Origin of the sequence: Ruegeria sp. HKCCA5929 (assembly GCF_013034525.1) — a bacterium.
Lineage (GTDB): Bacteria > Pseudomonadota > Alphaproteobacteria > Rhodobacterales > Rhodobacteraceae > Ruegeria.
Genome location: NZ_WQGE01000001.1, coordinates 367,553 through 382,832, shown reverse-complemented (window position 1 = coordinate 382,832; position 15,280 = coordinate 367,553). Strand labels below are relative to the sequence as shown.

The window sequence follows — 15,280 nt, the reverse complement described above, 5'->3', positions numbered from 1 at the left end:
AATCTGACAGAGAAATTTCGACGGAGCGGACCATGACCCTGAAACTTGCGATCAACGGATTTGGACGGATTGGGCGCGGCGTTCTGCGCGCGGTAATGGAAAGTGGCCGCACAGACGTTGAGATTGTGGCGATCAACGATCTGGGCAAGCCGGACATGAACGCGCATTTGTTTGAGTTCGACAGTGTGCATGGTCGCTATGCCAACCCGGTTACACTCAGCGATGCAGGTTTGGATGTGGGTCGTGGTCCGATCCGTCTGACCAGCGAACGCAACCCCGAAGACCTGCCGTGGTCGGATATTGATGTCGTGCTCGAATGCACCGGTGTGTTCCGCACCCGAGAGGCCGCTGAGCGTCACTTCAAGAACGGCTCGAAAAAGGTTCTGATCTCGGCCCCGGCCCGCGGTGATGGCAACGTCAGGACCGTCGTATTTGGTGTGAACGATCACGAACTGACCGCCGAAGACTTGGTCGTGTCGAACGCATCCTGCACCACCAACTGCCTGTCTCCAGTTGCCGCAGCCTTGGATGCTGGGCTTGGTATCAAGCACGGTAATATGACCACTGTTCATGCATATACTGCCAGCCAGCCGGTACATGACTTGGTTGGAAAGGACCCTTACCTCTCACGCGCCGCTGCGTTGTCGATGATCCCCACCACAACCGGTGCGGCTGCTGCAGTTGGTCTGGTTCTGCCGCAACTACAAGGCAAACTGACGGGTCAGGCGATCCGTGTCCCGACCCCGAACGTTTCGGTCGTTGATCTTGTGGCCGAGGTTTCCCGACCAACCACCGAAGAGGAAGTGAATCAGCTGTTTATTGATGCCGCCGCCAAAATCCCCGGCGTGTTGGCGGCAGAAAGCCGTCCATTGGTTTCCATTGATTTCAACCACGATCCGCACAGCTCGACCGTGTCGCTGGCCGAAACCAAAGTCACCGACGGCACACTTGTTCGCGTACTGGCCTGGTACGACAATGAATGGGGATTCTCGAACCGGATGCTGGATACAGCCGCCGCGATGGGCGCCCTAGCCTAACCGTTCTTTCAGCGCGGTATTGACGCGGGGCGTGACGAATTTCGACACGTCCCCATTTAACCGGGCGATTTCCTTGACCAACTTCGAGGCAATTGCCTGATGGCGCGCTTCTGCCATCAAAAAGACAGTCTCGATTGAATCGTCCAATGCACGGTTCATTCCAACCATCTGAAATTCATACTCAAAGTCGGCAACAGCGCGCAATCCACGCACAATGATCTGCGCACCGACATCCCGCGCACAATCGATCAGCAGGTTTTCAAATGGATGGGCGACAATCTCGGTCCCGGTCTGTTCAGAGAGCTGGGCACATTCGGCTTCAATCATGGCCACACGCTCTTCTAACGAAAACAAAGGTCCTTTATCCCGGTTGATGGCAACACCAATCACCAGCTTGTCGACCAAAGCTGCCGCCCGACGAATGATGTCGATGTGGCCCATTGTGATGGGATCAAAGGTTCCAGGATACAATCCAACCCGCATCGCGCCCTCCTGCGCAACAAAATTTCTGCGCAAGCAAACATAACTTTGCTGCAGGTGCAAGTGATTGCTGTGGCAACCCTTGCCGTCAGTGCCCCATTATCATGCCTTCCAAAGCATCTTTTTCCATGGCCAATTCGGCCAGCTGCGCTTTCACGACATCGCCAAGTGTGACGATACCGACCAGCTTGCCATCTTCCACCACTGGCATATGGCGGAACCGTCCTTCGGTCATGCGGGACATGATGTCTTCGACCGTCGCTTGACGCGTCGTCGTGACAAGATCTTGCGTCATATAGGACTGGACCGGCTGGTTCAGGCAACCACTGCCACTGGCCGCCAGTTCCCGGACGATGTCACGTTCCGACAGGATACCAGATGCCGTTTCACCGCCGTCTTCGGAAATGATGACCGTCCCGATCCGCTTCTCCGCAAGAATCTTCGAGGCCTCCGAGACCGTCGCCGTTGGCGCAACAGTCACAACGCCGTCTGTCGCCTTGGACTTCAGGATGGCCTGTACAAGCATGAAGAATACCTCCGGAAATAATGACACTTATTCCAAAGCGTTGCGCGATTGTGGCGACCTGTCAAGCGTCGGCCTCTGCTTCCAAACGAAGCACTTCCTCGCGAATACCGCGTGTCAGGGCATCAGCAAAGCGGTTCAACCGTTCGTTGCGCTGATCTCCTTCGTGCCGAACAAGATAGAAACTGCGCGTCAAACTCACTTGATCCGTCAGGATTTTCCGCAGATCCGAGTGAAACGGCAGCGTGAAATCATGAGCCACACAAACCCCGGTTCCCAGCGTGACCTGTCGCAATTGGACCGAGACCGAGTTCGATGCAAGCGCGACACGGTCAATGCCTATGTCATTCAGGTAATCCAGCTCTCGGTCAAAGATCATGTCGGGGATGTAACCGATCAACCTGTGCCCTTTCAGATCCGCCACAGATTGGATCGGACCATACTTTTGAAGATAGTCGTCCGTGGCAACCATGTGCAGTTTATAGTCGCTGATTTTTTTCACCCGCAACTGTCCGGCTGTTGGCGCGCTCACTGTCACGGCCATATCCGCCTCGCGCCGAGACAGGTTAATCACCCGAGGCAGCGCAAGTATCTGAATGTCCAGATCAGGGTTCGCGTCGCTGATTTTTGCGCAGACCTGCGGCAACAGGTAATTGGCACTGCCATCCGGCGCGCCGATCCTAATCTGCCCGCTCAGCGATTTCGTTGACCCGGCCACCGCCCCGGCGGCTGCGCGCATCGCCTCTTCGGCGTGCAGCCCATGTTCCAAAAGGCGTTGTCCCGCCGACGTCAGAACATAACCCTGCTGCGATTTGGTGAATAAAGTGGACTCTAAGGTGGATTCGAGCCGGGCCACGCGACGCCCTACAGTGGCGGGATCAATCTTCAGTATGCGACCAGCGGATGACAGGCTTTCTTCCCGTGCCACGGCCAGAAAGATCCGCATATCGTCCCAGTTCGGTGTCATCCACAACCCTTTTGCATTTTTGCAAAACTCTTTTGGGACATTGCCTCTGTTCGCGGGATTTCTGCAAGTCTATTCTGCGCGCAAACCTATCGGAGGAGCTCTTGATGCAAGACCTGACCCATTTTTTGAACGGCGAAATGGTCGCCGGAACATCCGGTCGTTTCGACGACGTTTACAACCCGGCGACCGGCGAAGTTCAGTACAAATGCCCAATGGCCAGCGCGGCAGAAACCACCGCAGCTATTGAAGCGGCGGCAGCGGCCCAGCCCGCATGGGGCGCGACCAACCCGCAAAAGCGTGCGCGTGTCATGATGGCCATGGTTGGCCTGATGAACCGCGACATGGACAAGTTGGCCGAAGCGCTAAGCCGCGAGCATGGTAAAACCATCCCCGATGCCAAAGGCGACTTGCAGCGTGGTCTGGAAGTGATTGAATACTGCATCGGTGCGCCTCAGATGCTGAAAGGTGAATTCACTGACAGCGCAGGCCCCGGTATCGACATGTATTCCATGCGCCAACCTCTGGGCGTTGTTGGTTCGATCATGCCGTTCAACTTCCCTGCCATGATGCCGCTGTGGCACGTAGGCCCGGCGCTTGCTTGTGGCAACGCGGTGGTTCTGAAACCGTCCGAGCGTGACCCGTCTGTTCCGCTGATGCTGGCTGAACTCTTCATCGAAGCTGGTCTGCCCAAGGGTGTGTTCCAGGTCGTGAACGGCGACAAAGAAGCCGTTGACACGATCCTCGACAGCGAAATCATTCAGGGCGTCAGCTTTGTGGGTTCGACGCCGATTGCGCAATATATCTACAGCCGCGCAACCGCCAACGGCAAACGCGCCCAGTGCTTCGGCGGCGCCAAGAACCACATGATCGTCATGCCGGACGCTGACATGGATCAGGCGGCCGATGCGCTGGTCGGTGCCGGCTTTGGCGCAGCAGGCGAACGCTGCATGGCAATCTCAGTCGCGGTTCCCGTTGGTGAAGAAACCGCTGACAAATTGATCGAAAAACTGATCCCGCGTGTCGAAAAGCTGAAAGTTGGTCCTTACACCGCCGGTGATGACGTTGACATGGGTCCGGTTGTGACCGGAGCCGCCAAAGAACGTATCCTGGGTCTGATCAACTCGGGCGTAGAGCAAGGCGCAAAGCTGGTAGTCGACAACCGCGATTTCAGCCTTCAGGGTTACGAAGACGGCTTCTTTGTTGGCCCGCATCTGTTCGACCACGTCACCCCGGACATGGATATCTACAAACAAGAGATCTTTGGCCCGGTCCTGTCCACCGTGCGTGCCGGTTCGTATGAAGAGGCTCTGAAACTGGCGATGGACCATGAATATGGCAACGGTACCGCGATCTTCACCCGTGACGGTGACACCGCGCGTGATTTTGCAAGCCGGATCAATATCGGCATGGTCGGTATCAACGTGCCGATCCCGGTTCCGCTGGCCTATCATACTTTTGGTGGCTGGAAGAAATCGATGTTTGGTGACTTGAATCAGCACGGCCCTGACAGCTTCAAATTCTATACCCGCACCAAGACCGTCACGTCCCGTTGGCCGTCGGGCATCAAGGAAGGTGGCGAGTTCAACTTCAAAGCCATGGACTGATCTGAACGTCCATTGAATTTTCAAACCCGGCCCGATTGCGGGCCGGGTTTTTGCATCTTTCCGCCGATAAACCGCTCTGCGTTCTCGCCATCACAAGAAATTCAGACACGGCCCACTGGAAAAATGCCTCGAAGACAAATATTTTGTCCGCCAAGTGTGTACCGAGCAGTAAAATTATCGGAGGCAGTTTTGTCACATTCCCGTATGACCCGTCGTTCCGCCCTGTTGGGCGCAGCATCATTGGTGGCAACCCCTGCCCTTGTTCGGGCGCAAAGCACAGATGCTTTCCCAGAAACAGAAGATGCCATCAGCACGCAATTGCCGGTGCGCCGCAACGTGTCTTCCTTCTCGCAGCAGAACTGGCAGGATCACTTTGATGAGCTTGGTGTGGGCTGCCTGTTGGCCGATATCACCAGCCGAGCTGTGCATTACTGGAGCCCGGACGGAACTTACAAGCTTTACCCAAGTTCGGTCCCGATGAGTGAAGAACTCACCAAACGCGGTTACACAAAAGTCGTACGCAAAACCGAATTCCCAAGCTGGACACCAACGGCGTCCATGCGTGAGCGCGATCCCTCGTTGCCTGTACGGATGGAAGGTGGCGACCCTGGCAATCCATTGGGCACCCGTGCCATGTATCTGGGCTGGCCAGCTTATCTGGTCCACGGAACCCATGACACGCGCAAGATTGGCCGGCAGAGCTCGTCTGGATGTATCGGACTCTACAATCAGCACGTAGAAGAACTGTATCCACTGGTTCAGATTGGGACACAGGTGCGTCTGGTCTGATTTGCCAGTCGTAAAAAGCAAAAGCCCCGGTCAATCGCCGGGGCTTTGTTGTTTTTGAACCGTGGTTTATTCCGGCAGGATAACTGCGTCGACCACGTGAATCACGCCGTTGCTTGCCTCAATATCGGCCTGCACAACCTTGGCATCATTCACTTTTACACCGTTTTTGGCGTTAACACTCAGCCGGTCACCCTGAACGGTCAGAACCTTGGCGCGCTTTCCAGCAATGTCGCCAGACATCACTTTGGCCGGCACAACGTGATAGGTCAGGATCGATACAAGCTGTTCTTTGTTCTCGGGCAGCAGCAGAGATTCCACCGTACCTTCAGGCAATGCTGCGAATGCCTCGTCAGTTGGGGCAAAAACGGTGAATGGACCATCGCCCTTCAACGTATCAACCAGTCCAGCAGCCTGAACGGCAGCAACCAAAGTATTAAACGATCCGGCGGCAACGGCCGTATCGACAATGTCAGCGGCCTGCGCCTTAAGCGGCATGGCAAATGCAAGTGCGGCGGCTGCGCCCATGAATGTGCGACGGAACATAGCTGTCTTCTCCTCTCCAGCGTGTTATGGAAAGGGGTACGGACCTTTTGCCGCAGCGGATCACTCTGAAATCATTTTTCTTTGAGTTGCACCCAGATGCTCTGTGCTCGTCCCTCAGTCAGAAACGGCAAGGCGGCAACGGCATCCGGGCGTTCCTGTTGAAGGTAATATCCCGGCCAAAGCATTGAATACGCGCCAGATTGCAGCAACGCGTGCAGCATGTACTGCTCTCCCCAACCGGGGCAATCATAGAAGAAACGTTTAGGATATTCGTAGGGTAAAAAAACATCGTGCACGTGAATGACCACACCGGGTTTCAGCGCAGGAATGATGCGGCAGAACAGATGGGCGACGTCGTTGCTCATCCGCACTACGTGGCTTGAATCGATGAACAGAACGTCTCCGGCTTCAAGCTCGGCAAAAAGCGACGGGTCAACTTCTTCAAGACGTTTTTGTTCGAAGTGGTCCACGACATGCGCAATATCGGCCCGCGGGTATGGGTCAATGGCAGTGATCCTAGTGTCCAACCCGCCGTCAATAATCGCTTGCCGGGTCACGCGGGTTGAGTTCCCGCACCCCACCTCGATCACGCGCTTGGGCTGAAAGCGGCGGATCATCAGATACAACGCATCTGCATCCGGGCTGTCATAATAGCCGTTGCCTGTGCGATAGCCAGTCTGATTGCGCGCCGGGTCTTTCAACGCCTGCAGATCCGCCTTGTGACGGTCATACTCCGCCACCAGTTGCGCGATGTCGAAACCTTCCATACCCGGAGATAACGCGTAGGCCGGGCGTGTCAGCCCACCGGCAGCTTCAAAAGCCTCAAGCCGCGCGCGTTCATCCTGTTCGGTAACCTTGTCGATCAGCCTCACCCCCAACTCGTCCAGAGCGGCGTTAATCTTTGGGAATTTTCTGGGTTTCACGGCGATGGCTCCACGGTCTGTGCTGATCCGTTCCTTACAATTGCCGCCCGTACAAGTGCAAGGACAAGCCGGGCAAACCCTTGGCAAAAGGCAAATTTCCGTATTCACTGGATCGCACGACAGGCAAAGGGGTCGCCATGCAGCAGGAATTCACACTGGGCATTGAAGAAGAGTACCTTCTTGTAGATCGCGACAGCCTGCAATTGTCCGAAGCGCCCGAAGCGCTGATGGAGGCCTGTCAAAGCGATTTCGAAGGTCAGGTGAGCCCCGAGTTCCTGCAATGTCAGATTGAAGTCGGCACGCGCCCGCACACAACAATCGCCTCGGCGCGGGAAGACCTGAAACGCCTGCGATCCTGCGTGTCAAAACGTGCTGCCGAATACAATCTGTCCCCGATCGCAGTATCCTGTCATCCCTTCGCCAATTGGAAGGATCAACATCACACCCGCAAGGAACGATATGACGCCTTGCAACACGCGTTAGGCGGCGTAGCACGTCGGATGCTGATCTGCGGGATGCATGTACACGTGGGGGTCGAAGACCCCGCCCTGCGCGCCGATCTGATGCCGCAGCTGTCTTACTTTTTGCCCCATCTTTTGGCCTTGTCCACATCCTCACCCTTTTGGAACGGCGAAGATACCGGCCTATCCTCATATCGCTTGACCGTGTTCGACAACCTTCCCCGAACCGGCCTGCCCCCAGTTTTTGGCAGTTGGGCTGAGTATGAACGCACCACAGGTATACTCGTCGAACTGGGCGTGATCGAGGACACGACCAAGATATGGTGGGACCTGCGCCCGTCGCATCGTTTCCCTACGCTTGAAACCCGGATCATGGACGTGCAACCCCGGCTGGAGCACACGTTGTCCCTGGCGGCACTCGTCCAGGCACTGACCCGAATGTTGTGTCGACTGAAAGACCGCAACCTGCGTTGGCGGCAATATGATCGCTTCCTGATCGGAGAAAACCGTTGGCGTGCGCAGCGTTATGGCGTGGGCGAAGGATTGATTGACTTCGGCGACCGCTCGGTCAAGCCGATGTCCGAACTGATCGGCGACCTTATGGGGTTGTTGGCGGAAGACACCGAAGCGCTTGGAACGATGACCGAACTTGCGCGGTTACGGCAGATCGCCGAAAACGGCACTTCGGCCACCCGTCAACGCCGTGTCCACGCCGAGGCCGTCGCGCGCGGGGACGATCCCGGGCAAGCAGTCGTGCGCCATCTGATCGAGGAATTCCACGCGGATCTCTAGACTGCTCCAGCGTTTTGCGCCCCATTGTTGAACCTGCAAAATTTCTGTAAGAATTCGGAAATAAACAACCGTTCAATTCATTGCCGACGGGAGGGAACGCCATGGATTTCGCACTCAGCGCGGAACAGACAGCCATTTTCGACATGGCATATTCGTTTGGGCAGGAAAATATCGCACCCTTTGCGCGGCAGTGGGAATCCGATGGCACCATTCCAAAAACCTTGTGGCCACAGATCGGCGAGCTTGGCTTTGGGGCTTTGTATGTATCCGAGGACAGCGGCGGTTCGAACCTGACCCGCCTGGATGCCACCTTGGTATTCGAGGCGTTGTCGATGGCCTGCCCTTCGGTCGCGGCATTCCTGTCAATCCACAACATGTGCGCCAAGATGTTGGACAATTTTGCGGATGAAGACCTCAAGGCACGCATCATGCCCGATGTTCTCAGCCTCAACACGGTGCTGAGCTATTGCCTGACCGAGCCCGGTTCCGGCTCGGACGCGGCGGCCTTGAAGACACGCGCCGTACGCACGAACGAAGGCTATACGTTGAACGGCACCAAGGCATTCATCTCGGGCGGTGGGTATTCCGATGCCTATGTATGCATGGTGCGCACCGGTCAGGACGGCCCCAAGGGTATTTCAACCGTTTATGTCGAGGACGGAACTCCGGGTCTTAGCTTTGGAGCACTGGAAGAAAAAATGGGCTGGAAAAGTCAGCCCACCGCGCAGGTGCAGTTCGATGATTGCAAAATCCCGGCAGGCAATCTTGTCGGCACCGAAGGCGACGGTTTCAAATATGCCATGATGGGCCTCGACGGCGGGCGACTGAACATCGCGGCCTGTTCCCTTGGTGCCGCGCAGACCGGTTTGGATATGACGTTGCAATACATGTCCGAACGCAAGGCGTTTGGCCAATCCATCGACCAGTTCCAGGCCCTTCAGTTCCGCCTGGCGGATATGGAGATTGAACTACAAGCCGCACGGACCTTTCTGCGTCAAGCCGCTTGGAAACTAGATAACGGCGCGCCCGACGCCACTAAGTTCTGCGCCATGGCCAAAAAATTCGTGACCGAAACCGGATCGAAGGTGGTGGATCAGTGCCTGCAGCTGCATGGTGGTTATGGCTATCTTGCCGACTACGGCATTGAAAAGCTTGTGCGCGATCTTCGGGTGCATCAGATATTGGAAGGCACAAATGAGATCATGCGCGTGATCGTATCGCGTCAGATGCTTGCCAACCGCTGAGGGCCACATGTCAGACATTGAAATCCGCACCACAGGCCGTGCCGGACGCATCACCCTGACCCGCCAACATGCTTTGAACGCAATGAGCTACGAGATGTGCATGGCCATCGACGCGGCGATGCGCAACTGGCGCGAAGACGATGCCGTTGACCTTATCATTCTGGACGCCGAAGGTGAAAAAGCCTTTTGCGCAGGTGGAGACATCGCCGAGCTCTACGAAACCGGGACCAAGGGCGACTATGCCTACGGGCAGACATTCTGGCGTGACGAGTACCGTCTGAATGCGATGATCTTCGAATATCCCAAGCCGGTCATCAGCTTTCTTCAGGGCTTTACCATGGGCGGCGGTGTCGGCATCGGGTGCCATGGCAGCCATCGCGTTGTCGGGGAAAGCTCGAAAATCGCGATGCCAGAATGCTCGATTGGTTTGGTACCGGATGTGGGCGGCTCGCTTATGCTGGCCCTCGCCCCCGGTCGGTTGGGCGAGTTTTTGGGAACGACTGGGTTCCGAATGGGCCCTGCGGATGCAATTCTGGCAAGGTTCGCGGACCATTACATCCCTCAATCACACTGGTCCGATTTGACTGAGATGCTTGAGGCCTCTGGCGACGCAGGGCTGATTTCACAACATGCCGAAACACCACCCGCCGGAGAACTGGCCGAGTTGCAGGCCGACATTGATCAGCATTTCTCGGGCGAAACACTTGGCGACATCGTGACGAGCCTGCGCAACAGCGACCACGATTTTTCGCAGAAAACCCTAGCGACTCTGGAAAAAAACGCCCCCCTTTCCACGGCCTGTACGGTTGAAATGCTGCACCGTCTGCGCGGCCCCGCTTTGTCCATACGGCGCGCCCTGGAGTTGGAATACCGTTTCACCCACCGGTCGATGGAACACGGTGACTTTCTGGAAGGTATCCGCGCGCAAATCATCGATAAAGACCGCAGCCCGAACTGGCAGTTTCCCGATATGAACGTCCCTTTGACGGCCGTCTCGAAAATGCTGCAACCGCTGGGCGCGGATACCCTGACTTTTGAGGAGGACTAAAAGATGCAAATCGGTTTCATTGGGCTGGGAAATATGGGCGCGCCCATGGCGGCCAACCTGGCAAAGGCCGGGCATCAGGTTCTGGGGTTTGATACCGCAGGCGTCAATGTAGAGGGTGTCACCCACGTCGAAACGGCGTCTGACGCGGTCGTGGGTGCTGATGCGGTCATCACCATGCTGCCAAACGGTGCTATTCTAAGGGCCGTTGCGGATCAGGTCATTCCTGCCATGTCGAAAGGGGCTGTGTTAATCGACTGCTCGACAGTTGACGTGGACAGCGCGCGTGCGGTTGCGGATCAGGCTATGGGAGCTGGACTTTTGTCCGTGGATGCGCCGGTTTCCGGCGGTATCGGCGGTGCGGCGGCAGGTACGCTGACGTTCATGGCCGGCGGATCGGAAGCCGCATTCGCCAAAGCTGCCCCCCTGTTCGAGATCATGGGGCAAAAAGCGGTTCACTGCGGCGAAGCCGGGGCCGGACAAGCCGCCAAGATCTGCAACAACATGATCCTTGGCGTCACCATGATTGCCACCTGCGAGGCTTTTGCACTGGCGGACAAACTGGGGCTGGACCGGCAAAAGATGTTCGACGTGGTCAGCACGTCGTCAGGCTATAGCTGGACGATGAACGCCTATTGTCCCGCCCCCGGCGTTGGCCCGCAAAGCCCGGCCGACAATGACTACACGCCTGGATTCGCCGCCGAGCTCATGCTGAAAGACCTCCGTCTCAGCCAGCAAGCAGCAGACAGCGCTGATGCGGATACACCGATGGGTCAAATCGCGACTGCCCTGTACGAACAATTTGTTGAAAATGAAGACGGATTGGGCCGGGATTTCAGCGCGATGCTACCACGTTTTGAAAAACGCGGGCGCGAATAGGCAATTCGGCGGCCTCTTGCCCAGTCGTTTGACAGACAGGCGGCAAGAGGCCATCTAACCGTCATGTTCCAAGGCGTCTTCAGCCTGTTCGCAAAGGAAAGCGGCATGACAAAATCCCTGGTGACAATTGCAATGCTTGCGGCGATGGCGCTTGCCCCTGTTACAGCCGTAGCAAAAAACAAAAATGGACATTGCCCACCGGGTTTGGCCAAAAAGTCCATTCCTTGCGTGCCGCCCGGGCAAGCAAAAAAGATCTATAGAAACGGTGATTTCATCCGAAACGATTACCGTTGGGTCGACAATCCCTATCGCTATGGGCTGAACCGGAACTATTCCTACATCCGCGCAGGCGACTATGTGTACCGGGTCGATCCCGATACACGTAAAGTGCTGAACCTGATCGGTGCGGTTGCCGATATTCTGAACTGAGCTGGCGTCGCTACGGCTATTCTGCCGCGACGCGCGCATTGTCCAACATCGATTTCAGATAGCGACCGGTATGGCTGCGCTCGACCATTGCGACATCTTCGGGTGTGCCTACGGCAACAATCTCACCACCGCCATCGCCACCTTCGGGACCAATGTCGATGATATGATCCGCAGTTTTCACCACGTCCAGGTTATGCTCGATCACAACAACTGTGTTCCCCTGATCGACCAGTTCATGCAGCACTTCCAACAGCTTGCGCACATCTTCGAAATGCAGACCCGTGGTCGGTTCGTCCAAGATATAAAGCGTCCGTCCTGTTGACCGCTTCGACAGTTCCTTGGACAGCTTCACGCGTTGTGCCTCGCCACCGGATAGCGTGGTGGCCTGCTGACCGACCTTGATATAGCCCAGCCCAACGCGGGCCAAAGCATCCATCTTATCGCGGATCGACGGCACGGCCTTGAAGAACTCCTGCGCGTCTTCCACTGTCATATCAAGCACGTCCGCGATGGATTTGCCCTTGAACTTGATTTCAAGCGTCTCGCGGTTGTAGCGCGCGCCTTTGCAAGTCTCACAAGTCACGTAGACATCGGGTAGAAAGTGCATTTCGATCTTGATGACACCGTCACCCTGACATGCCTCGCACCGGCCGCCCTTAACGTTGAAACTGAACCGGCCCGGCTTGTATCCCCGCGCTTTCGCCTCGGGTAGTCCAGCAAACCAGTCGCGGATCGGGGTGAAGGCCCCGGTGTAAGTGGCTGGATTCGAACGCGGAGTCCGTCCAATCGGCCGCTGATCAATGTCGATGACCTTGTCCAGATGCTCAAGCCCCTTGATCGTCTCACACGGCGCTGGAGTTTGTCGCGCACCATTCAGGCGCATCGATGCGGTTTTGAACAGTGTCTCAATGGTCAGCGTAGACTTGCCGCCACCAGATACCCCAGTGACACACACAAACTTGCCCAAAGGAAACTCAGCCGTGACATTCTTGAGGTTGTTACCAGTGGCTTTCACCACAGTCACTTTCTGCTTTTTGCCCGCGCGCCGTTCGGCCGGAACCGCGATTTCACGCGTCCCCGCCAGATATTGCCCGGTGATCGAGGCCGCATCACCCGTGATATCCGCAGGTGTACCATGGCTGACGACCTGACCCCCGTGAACGCCCGCTCCGGGGCCAATGTCGAACACATAGTCGGCCTCGCGGATGGCCTCCTCATCATGTTCGACAACAATCACTGTGTTGCCCTGATCCCGAAGGTTCTTGAGTGTCCCCAACAACCGGTCATTGTCGCGCTGGTGAAGACCAATTGACGGCTCGTCCAACACATAAAGAACCCCAGTCAGACCCGAGCCGATTTGACTGGCCAAACGAATACGCTGGCTTTCACCACCAGACAGCGTTCCACTTGAACGTGACAGCGTAAGGTATTCCAAACCAACGTTATTCAAAAAACCAAGACGTTCGCGAATCTCTTTCAGAATGGCGCGCGCGATTTCATTTTTCTGGGCGCTCAGATGGTTCGGCGCGTCCTCAATCCAGGCCAGAGCTTCCCGGATTGACATCTGCACCACCTGCCCGACATGCAGACCCGCGATCTTGACCGCCAGCGCCTCGGGCCGCAGGCGATACCCCTCACACGTGCCGCATGGACGGTTGTTCTGGTACCGTTCAAATTCCTCGCGAATCCAAGCGCTGTCCGTTTCACGATAGCGGCGCTCCATATTCGGGATCACGCCTTCGAAACTGCGCGTCACCTGATAAACGCGTCCGCCTTCATCATAGCGGAACTGGATCTCTTCATCGCCAGAGCCGCGCAGGAACACCTGCTGCACCTTCTTGGGCAGGTCTTTCCATGGCGTGTTCTTGTCGAACTCATAGTGCCGCGCGATGGCTTCGATGGTCTGAAGGAAATAGGGAGACTTACCCTTGCGCCACGGTGCCAAGGCCCCATCATAAAGTTTCAGCGACTGATCGGGCACCACAAGCCGCTCATCAAAGAACAACTCAACCCCCAACCCATCACAATCGGGGCAAGCTCCAAACGGCGCGTTGAAGGAAAACAGGCGCGGTTCGATCTCGGGGATGGTAAACCCGCTGACCGGGCAGGCAAAGTTTTCGCTAAAGGTGATGCGTTCCGGATCACCCTCACGCGGGGCCGTTTCCAGAATCGCAATACCGTCCGCCAAATCCAGGGCTGTGCGCAGGCTGTCGGCCAAACGGGTCTCCATACCCTCTCGGACAACAAGTCGGTCCACCACCACGTCGATGTCGTGGCGGAATTTCTTGTCCAGCGTCGGCGGTTCATCCAGTTCGTAGAACTCACCATCGACCTTGACGCGCTGGAACCCTTGCTTACGCAGCTCCAGGAATTCTTTTTTGTACTCACCTTTGCGATCGCGCACGATCGGGGCCAGCAAATAACCTCGCGTGCCCTCCTCCATGGTCATGATCCGGTCGACCATGTCCTGTACCTGCTGCGCCTCGATCGGCTGTCCGGTTGCAGGGCTATAGGGTGTTCCGGCGCGTGCAAACAGCAGGCGCAAATAGTCATAGATTTCCGTAACCGTCCCAACAGTTGAACGCGGGTTCTTCGACGTTGTCTTCTGTTCGATGGAAATCGCCGGGCTCAGGCCGCTGATGTGATCCACATCGGGCTTTTCCATCATATCGAGGAATTGACGCGCATAAGCTGACAGGCTTTCCACATAGCGCCGCTGCCCTTCGGCATAGATGGTATCAAACGCCAGCGAGGACTTGCCCGAACCAGACAAACCGGTGATCACCACCAGCTGATCCCGAGGGATATCAACATCAATGCCTTTGAGGTTATGCTCACGCGCGCCGCGCACCTCGATATTCTTCAGCTCAGCCATTTCCGGCCCCCAACAAATACGTCCCTCAGAAATAGGCGAGCAGAGCTGAGTCTCCAACAGAAAAGTTAGAACAAACTGTGAACAGACGGATTATTGCCGACACTTCCTGACATCATGCACAGCTACAATGCGCCAAGCGACCTGTTTCAGTGACGCAGGATGTTTTTGAAGGGAAAATGGCGCGGTTGACGGGGCTCGAACCCGCGACCCCCGGCGTGACAGGCCGGTACTCTAACCAACTGAGCTACAACCGCGCATCTATTTTCGTGGCCTTTACCCTGGACCAAGGAGTGCAGCGATGGCGCGGTTGACGGGGCTCGAACCCGCGACCCCCGGCGTGACAGGCCGGTACTCTAACCAACTGAGCTACAACCGCCCGCTGCACGTTCATTGCTGAACGTTGGGGTGTATTATGGCTACGCTCGGGCAGCGTCAAGCGGCGTTTTGAAGTTTTTTGTCAGAATCCAGATTTTTGTTTGCCCGCCGTTTTTTGCACGTAGAACAAAGCCAAATCCACTTGCAGCCGAACCACAGGACAGATATCAACGCGTCCCATGGGTGATTAGCTCAGTGGTAGAGCGCTTCGTTCACATCGAAGATGTCAGGAGTTCAAATCTCTTATCACCCACCATTCCCGATCTAAGATTACGCTTGAAATTGAAAGGCTTGCCAGCGCGCGGCCTCGATGA

The 15,280-nt window shown here is 56.3% G+C and carries 14 protein-coding genes and 3 tRNA genes; 9 read left to right on the top strand and 8 right to left on the bottom strand.

The features are described from left to right. The first annotated feature begins 32 nt into the window (after positions 1–32). On the top strand, positions 33–1,037 hold the full coding sequence (gene gap / locus GOV90_RS01875; protein ID WP_171089797.1) for a type I glyceraldehyde-3-phosphate dehydrogenase: 1,005 nt from the start codon (positions 33–35) through the stop codon (positions 1,035–1,037). Here the strand turns inward: gap and coaD are convergent. From coaD to GOV90_RS01860, 3 genes are all read right to left on the bottom strand, one after another. Next, on the bottom strand, positions 1,029–1,520 hold the full coding sequence (gene coaD, locus GOV90_RS01870; protein WP_171089795.1) for a pantetheine-phosphate adenylyltransferase: 492 nt from the start codon (positions 1,518–1,520) through the stop codon (positions 1,029–1,031). The genes gap and coaD overlap by 9 nt on opposite strands. Positions 1,521–1,605: 85 nt before the next feature. After that, positions 1,606–2,043 (bottom strand): CBS domain-containing protein, encoded by a 438-nt coding sequence (locus GOV90_RS01865; RefSeq protein ID WP_171089793.1) that lies wholly within the window; start codon positions 2,041–2,043, stop codon positions 1,606–1,608. A gap of 61 nt (positions 2,044–2,104) precedes the next feature. Further along, positions 2,105–3,007 carry a LysR family transcriptional regulator gene (locus GOV90_RS01860; protein ID WP_171089791.1) on the bottom strand — a complete coding sequence of 301 codons (903 nt, stop codon included), beginning with the start codon at positions 3,005–3,007 and terminating at the stop codon, positions 2,105–2,107. 104 nt (positions 3,008–3,111) lie between these two features. Here GOV90_RS01860 and GOV90_RS01855 point away from each other — a divergent pair, with 104 nt between their 5' ends. Next, positions 3,112–4,611, top strand: a complete 1,500-nt coding sequence (locus GOV90_RS01855; protein WP_171089790.1) for a CoA-acylating methylmalonate-semialdehyde dehydrogenase — start codon at positions 3,112–3,114, stop codon at positions 4,609–4,611. A 204-nt stretch (positions 4,612–4,815) separates the two neighbouring features. After that, positions 4,816–5,400, top strand: coding sequence for a L,D-transpeptidase (locus GOV90_RS01850; protein WP_171089788.1), 585 nt, complete (start codon positions 4,816–4,818; stop codon positions 5,398–5,400). A 66-nt stretch (positions 5,401–5,466) separates the two neighbouring features. Here the strand turns inward: GOV90_RS01850 and GOV90_RS01845 are convergent, their stop codons facing one another. Next, a complete protein-coding gene (locus GOV90_RS01845) occupies positions 5,467–5,943 on the bottom strand; it encodes a fasciclin domain-containing protein (protein ID WP_171089786.1) in 477 nt (158 codons plus the stop codon). 71 nt (positions 5,944–6,014) lie between these two features. After that, positions 6,015–6,866, bottom strand: a complete 852-nt coding sequence (locus tag GOV90_RS01840; protein WP_171089783.1) for a class I SAM-dependent methyltransferase — start codon at positions 6,864–6,866, stop codon at positions 6,015–6,017. Positions 6,867–7,003: 137 nt separating this feature from the next. Here GOV90_RS01840 and GOV90_RS01835 point away from each other — a divergent pair, with 137 nt between their 5' ends. The 5 genes from GOV90_RS01835 (at position 7,004) to GOV90_RS01815 (ending at position 11,716) form a co-directional block, all read left to right on the top strand. Beyond that, on the top strand, positions 7,004–8,119 hold the full coding sequence (locus GOV90_RS01835; RefSeq protein WP_171091151.1) for a carboxylate-amine ligase: 1,116 nt from the start codon (positions 7,004–7,006) through the stop codon (positions 8,117–8,119). 101 nt (positions 8,120–8,220) lie between these two features. Continuing rightward, the gene (locus GOV90_RS01830; RefSeq protein ID WP_171089781.1) at positions 8,221–9,363 is read left to right on the top strand and encodes an acyl-CoA dehydrogenase family protein; all 1,143 of its coding nucleotides are present in this window, start codon (positions 8,221–8,223) and stop codon (positions 9,361–9,363) included. 7 nt (positions 9,364–9,370) lie between these two features. After that, on the top strand, positions 9,371–10,411 hold the full coding sequence (locus GOV90_RS01825) for an enoyl-CoA hydratase/isomerase family protein (RefSeq protein ID WP_171172807.1): 1,041 nt from the start codon (positions 9,371–9,373) through the stop codon (positions 10,409–10,411). A 3-nt stretch (positions 10,412–10,414) separates the two neighbouring features. Next, positions 10,415–11,287, top strand: a complete 873-nt coding sequence (mmsB, locus tag GOV90_RS01820; protein WP_171089777.1) for a 3-hydroxyisobutyrate dehydrogenase — start codon at positions 10,415–10,417, stop codon at positions 11,285–11,287. A 105-nt stretch (positions 11,288–11,392) separates the two neighbouring features. Next, entirely contained in the window at positions 11,393–11,716 is a 324-nt protein-coding gene (locus GOV90_RS01815) for a hypothetical protein (protein WP_171089775.1), read from the top strand. A gap of 16 nt (positions 11,717–11,732) precedes the next feature. On the opposite strand, the gene uvrA is transcribed toward GOV90_RS01815, so the two are convergent. The 3 genes from uvrA to GOV90_RS01800 all read right to left on the bottom strand — a co-directional run bounded on the left by uvrA (position 11,733) and on the right by GOV90_RS01800 (position 14,967). Further along, on the bottom strand, positions 11,733–14,591 hold the full coding sequence (uvrA, locus tag GOV90_RS01810) for an excinuclease ABC subunit UvrA (RefSeq protein WP_171089774.1): 2,859 nt from the start codon (positions 14,589–14,591) through the stop codon (positions 11,733–11,735). A 177-nt stretch (positions 14,592–14,768) separates the two neighbouring features. Further along, positions 14,769–14,845 (bottom strand) — tRNA-Asp (locus tag GOV90_RS01805). 45 nt (positions 14,846–14,890) lie between these two features. Next, positions 14,891–14,967 (bottom strand) — tRNA-Asp (locus tag GOV90_RS01800). A gap of 180 nt (positions 14,968–15,147) precedes the next feature. Here GOV90_RS01800 and GOV90_RS01795 point away from each other — a divergent pair. Further along, positions 15,148–15,222, top strand: a tRNA-Val gene (locus tag GOV90_RS01795). Positions 15,223–15,280 lie beyond the last annotated feature (58 nt).

Bases quoted from the DNA above. Each gene is read 5' to 3' on its own strand.
- GOV90_RS01850 (WP_171089788.1), top strand. From the start codon at position 4,816: ATGACCCGTCGTTCCGCCCTGTTGGGCGCAGCATCATTGGTGGCAACC.
- GOV90_RS01865 (WP_171089793.1), bottom strand. From the start codon at position 2,043: ATGCTTGTACAGGCCATCCTGAAGTCCAAGGCGACAGACGGCGTTGTG.
- mmsB (WP_171089777.1), top strand. From the start codon at position 10,415: ATGCAAATCGGTTTCATTGGGCTGGGAAATATGGGCGCGCCCATGGCG.
- GOV90_RS01860 (WP_171089791.1), bottom strand. From the start codon at position 3,007: ATGACACCGAACTGGGACGATATGCGGATCTTTCTGGCCGTGGCACGG.
- gap (WP_171089797.1), top strand. From the start codon at position 33: ATGACCCTGAAACTTGCGATCAACGGATTTGGACGGATTGGGCGCGGC.
- coaD (WP_171089795.1), bottom strand. From the start codon at position 1,520: ATGCGGGTTGGATTGTATCCTGGAACCTTTGATCCCATCACAATGGGC.
- GOV90_RS01835 (WP_171091151.1), top strand. From the start codon at position 7,004: ATGCAGCAGGAATTCACACTGGGCATTGAAGAAGAGTACCTTCTTGTA.
- GOV90_RS01815 (WP_171089775.1), top strand. From the start codon at position 11,393: ATGACAAAATCCCTGGTGACAATTGCAATGCTTGCGGCGATGGCGCTT.
- GOV90_RS01825 (WP_171172807.1), top strand. From the start codon at position 9,371: ATGTCAGACATTGAAATCCGCACCACAGGCCGTGCCGGACGCATCACC.
- GOV90_RS01830 (WP_171089781.1), top strand. From the start codon at position 8,221: ATGGATTTCGCACTCAGCGCGGAACAGACAGCCATTTTCGACATGGCA.
- uvrA (WP_171089774.1), bottom strand. From the start codon at position 14,591: ATGGCTGAGCTGAAGAATATCGAGGTGCGCGGCGCGCGTGAGCATAAC.
- GOV90_RS01845 (WP_171089786.1), bottom strand. From the start codon at position 5,943: ATGTTCCGTCGCACATTCATGGGCGCAGCCGCCGCACTTGCATTTGCC.
- GOV90_RS01855 (WP_171089790.1), top strand. From the start codon at position 3,112: ATGCAAGACCTGACCCATTTTTTGAACGGCGAAATGGTCGCCGGAACA.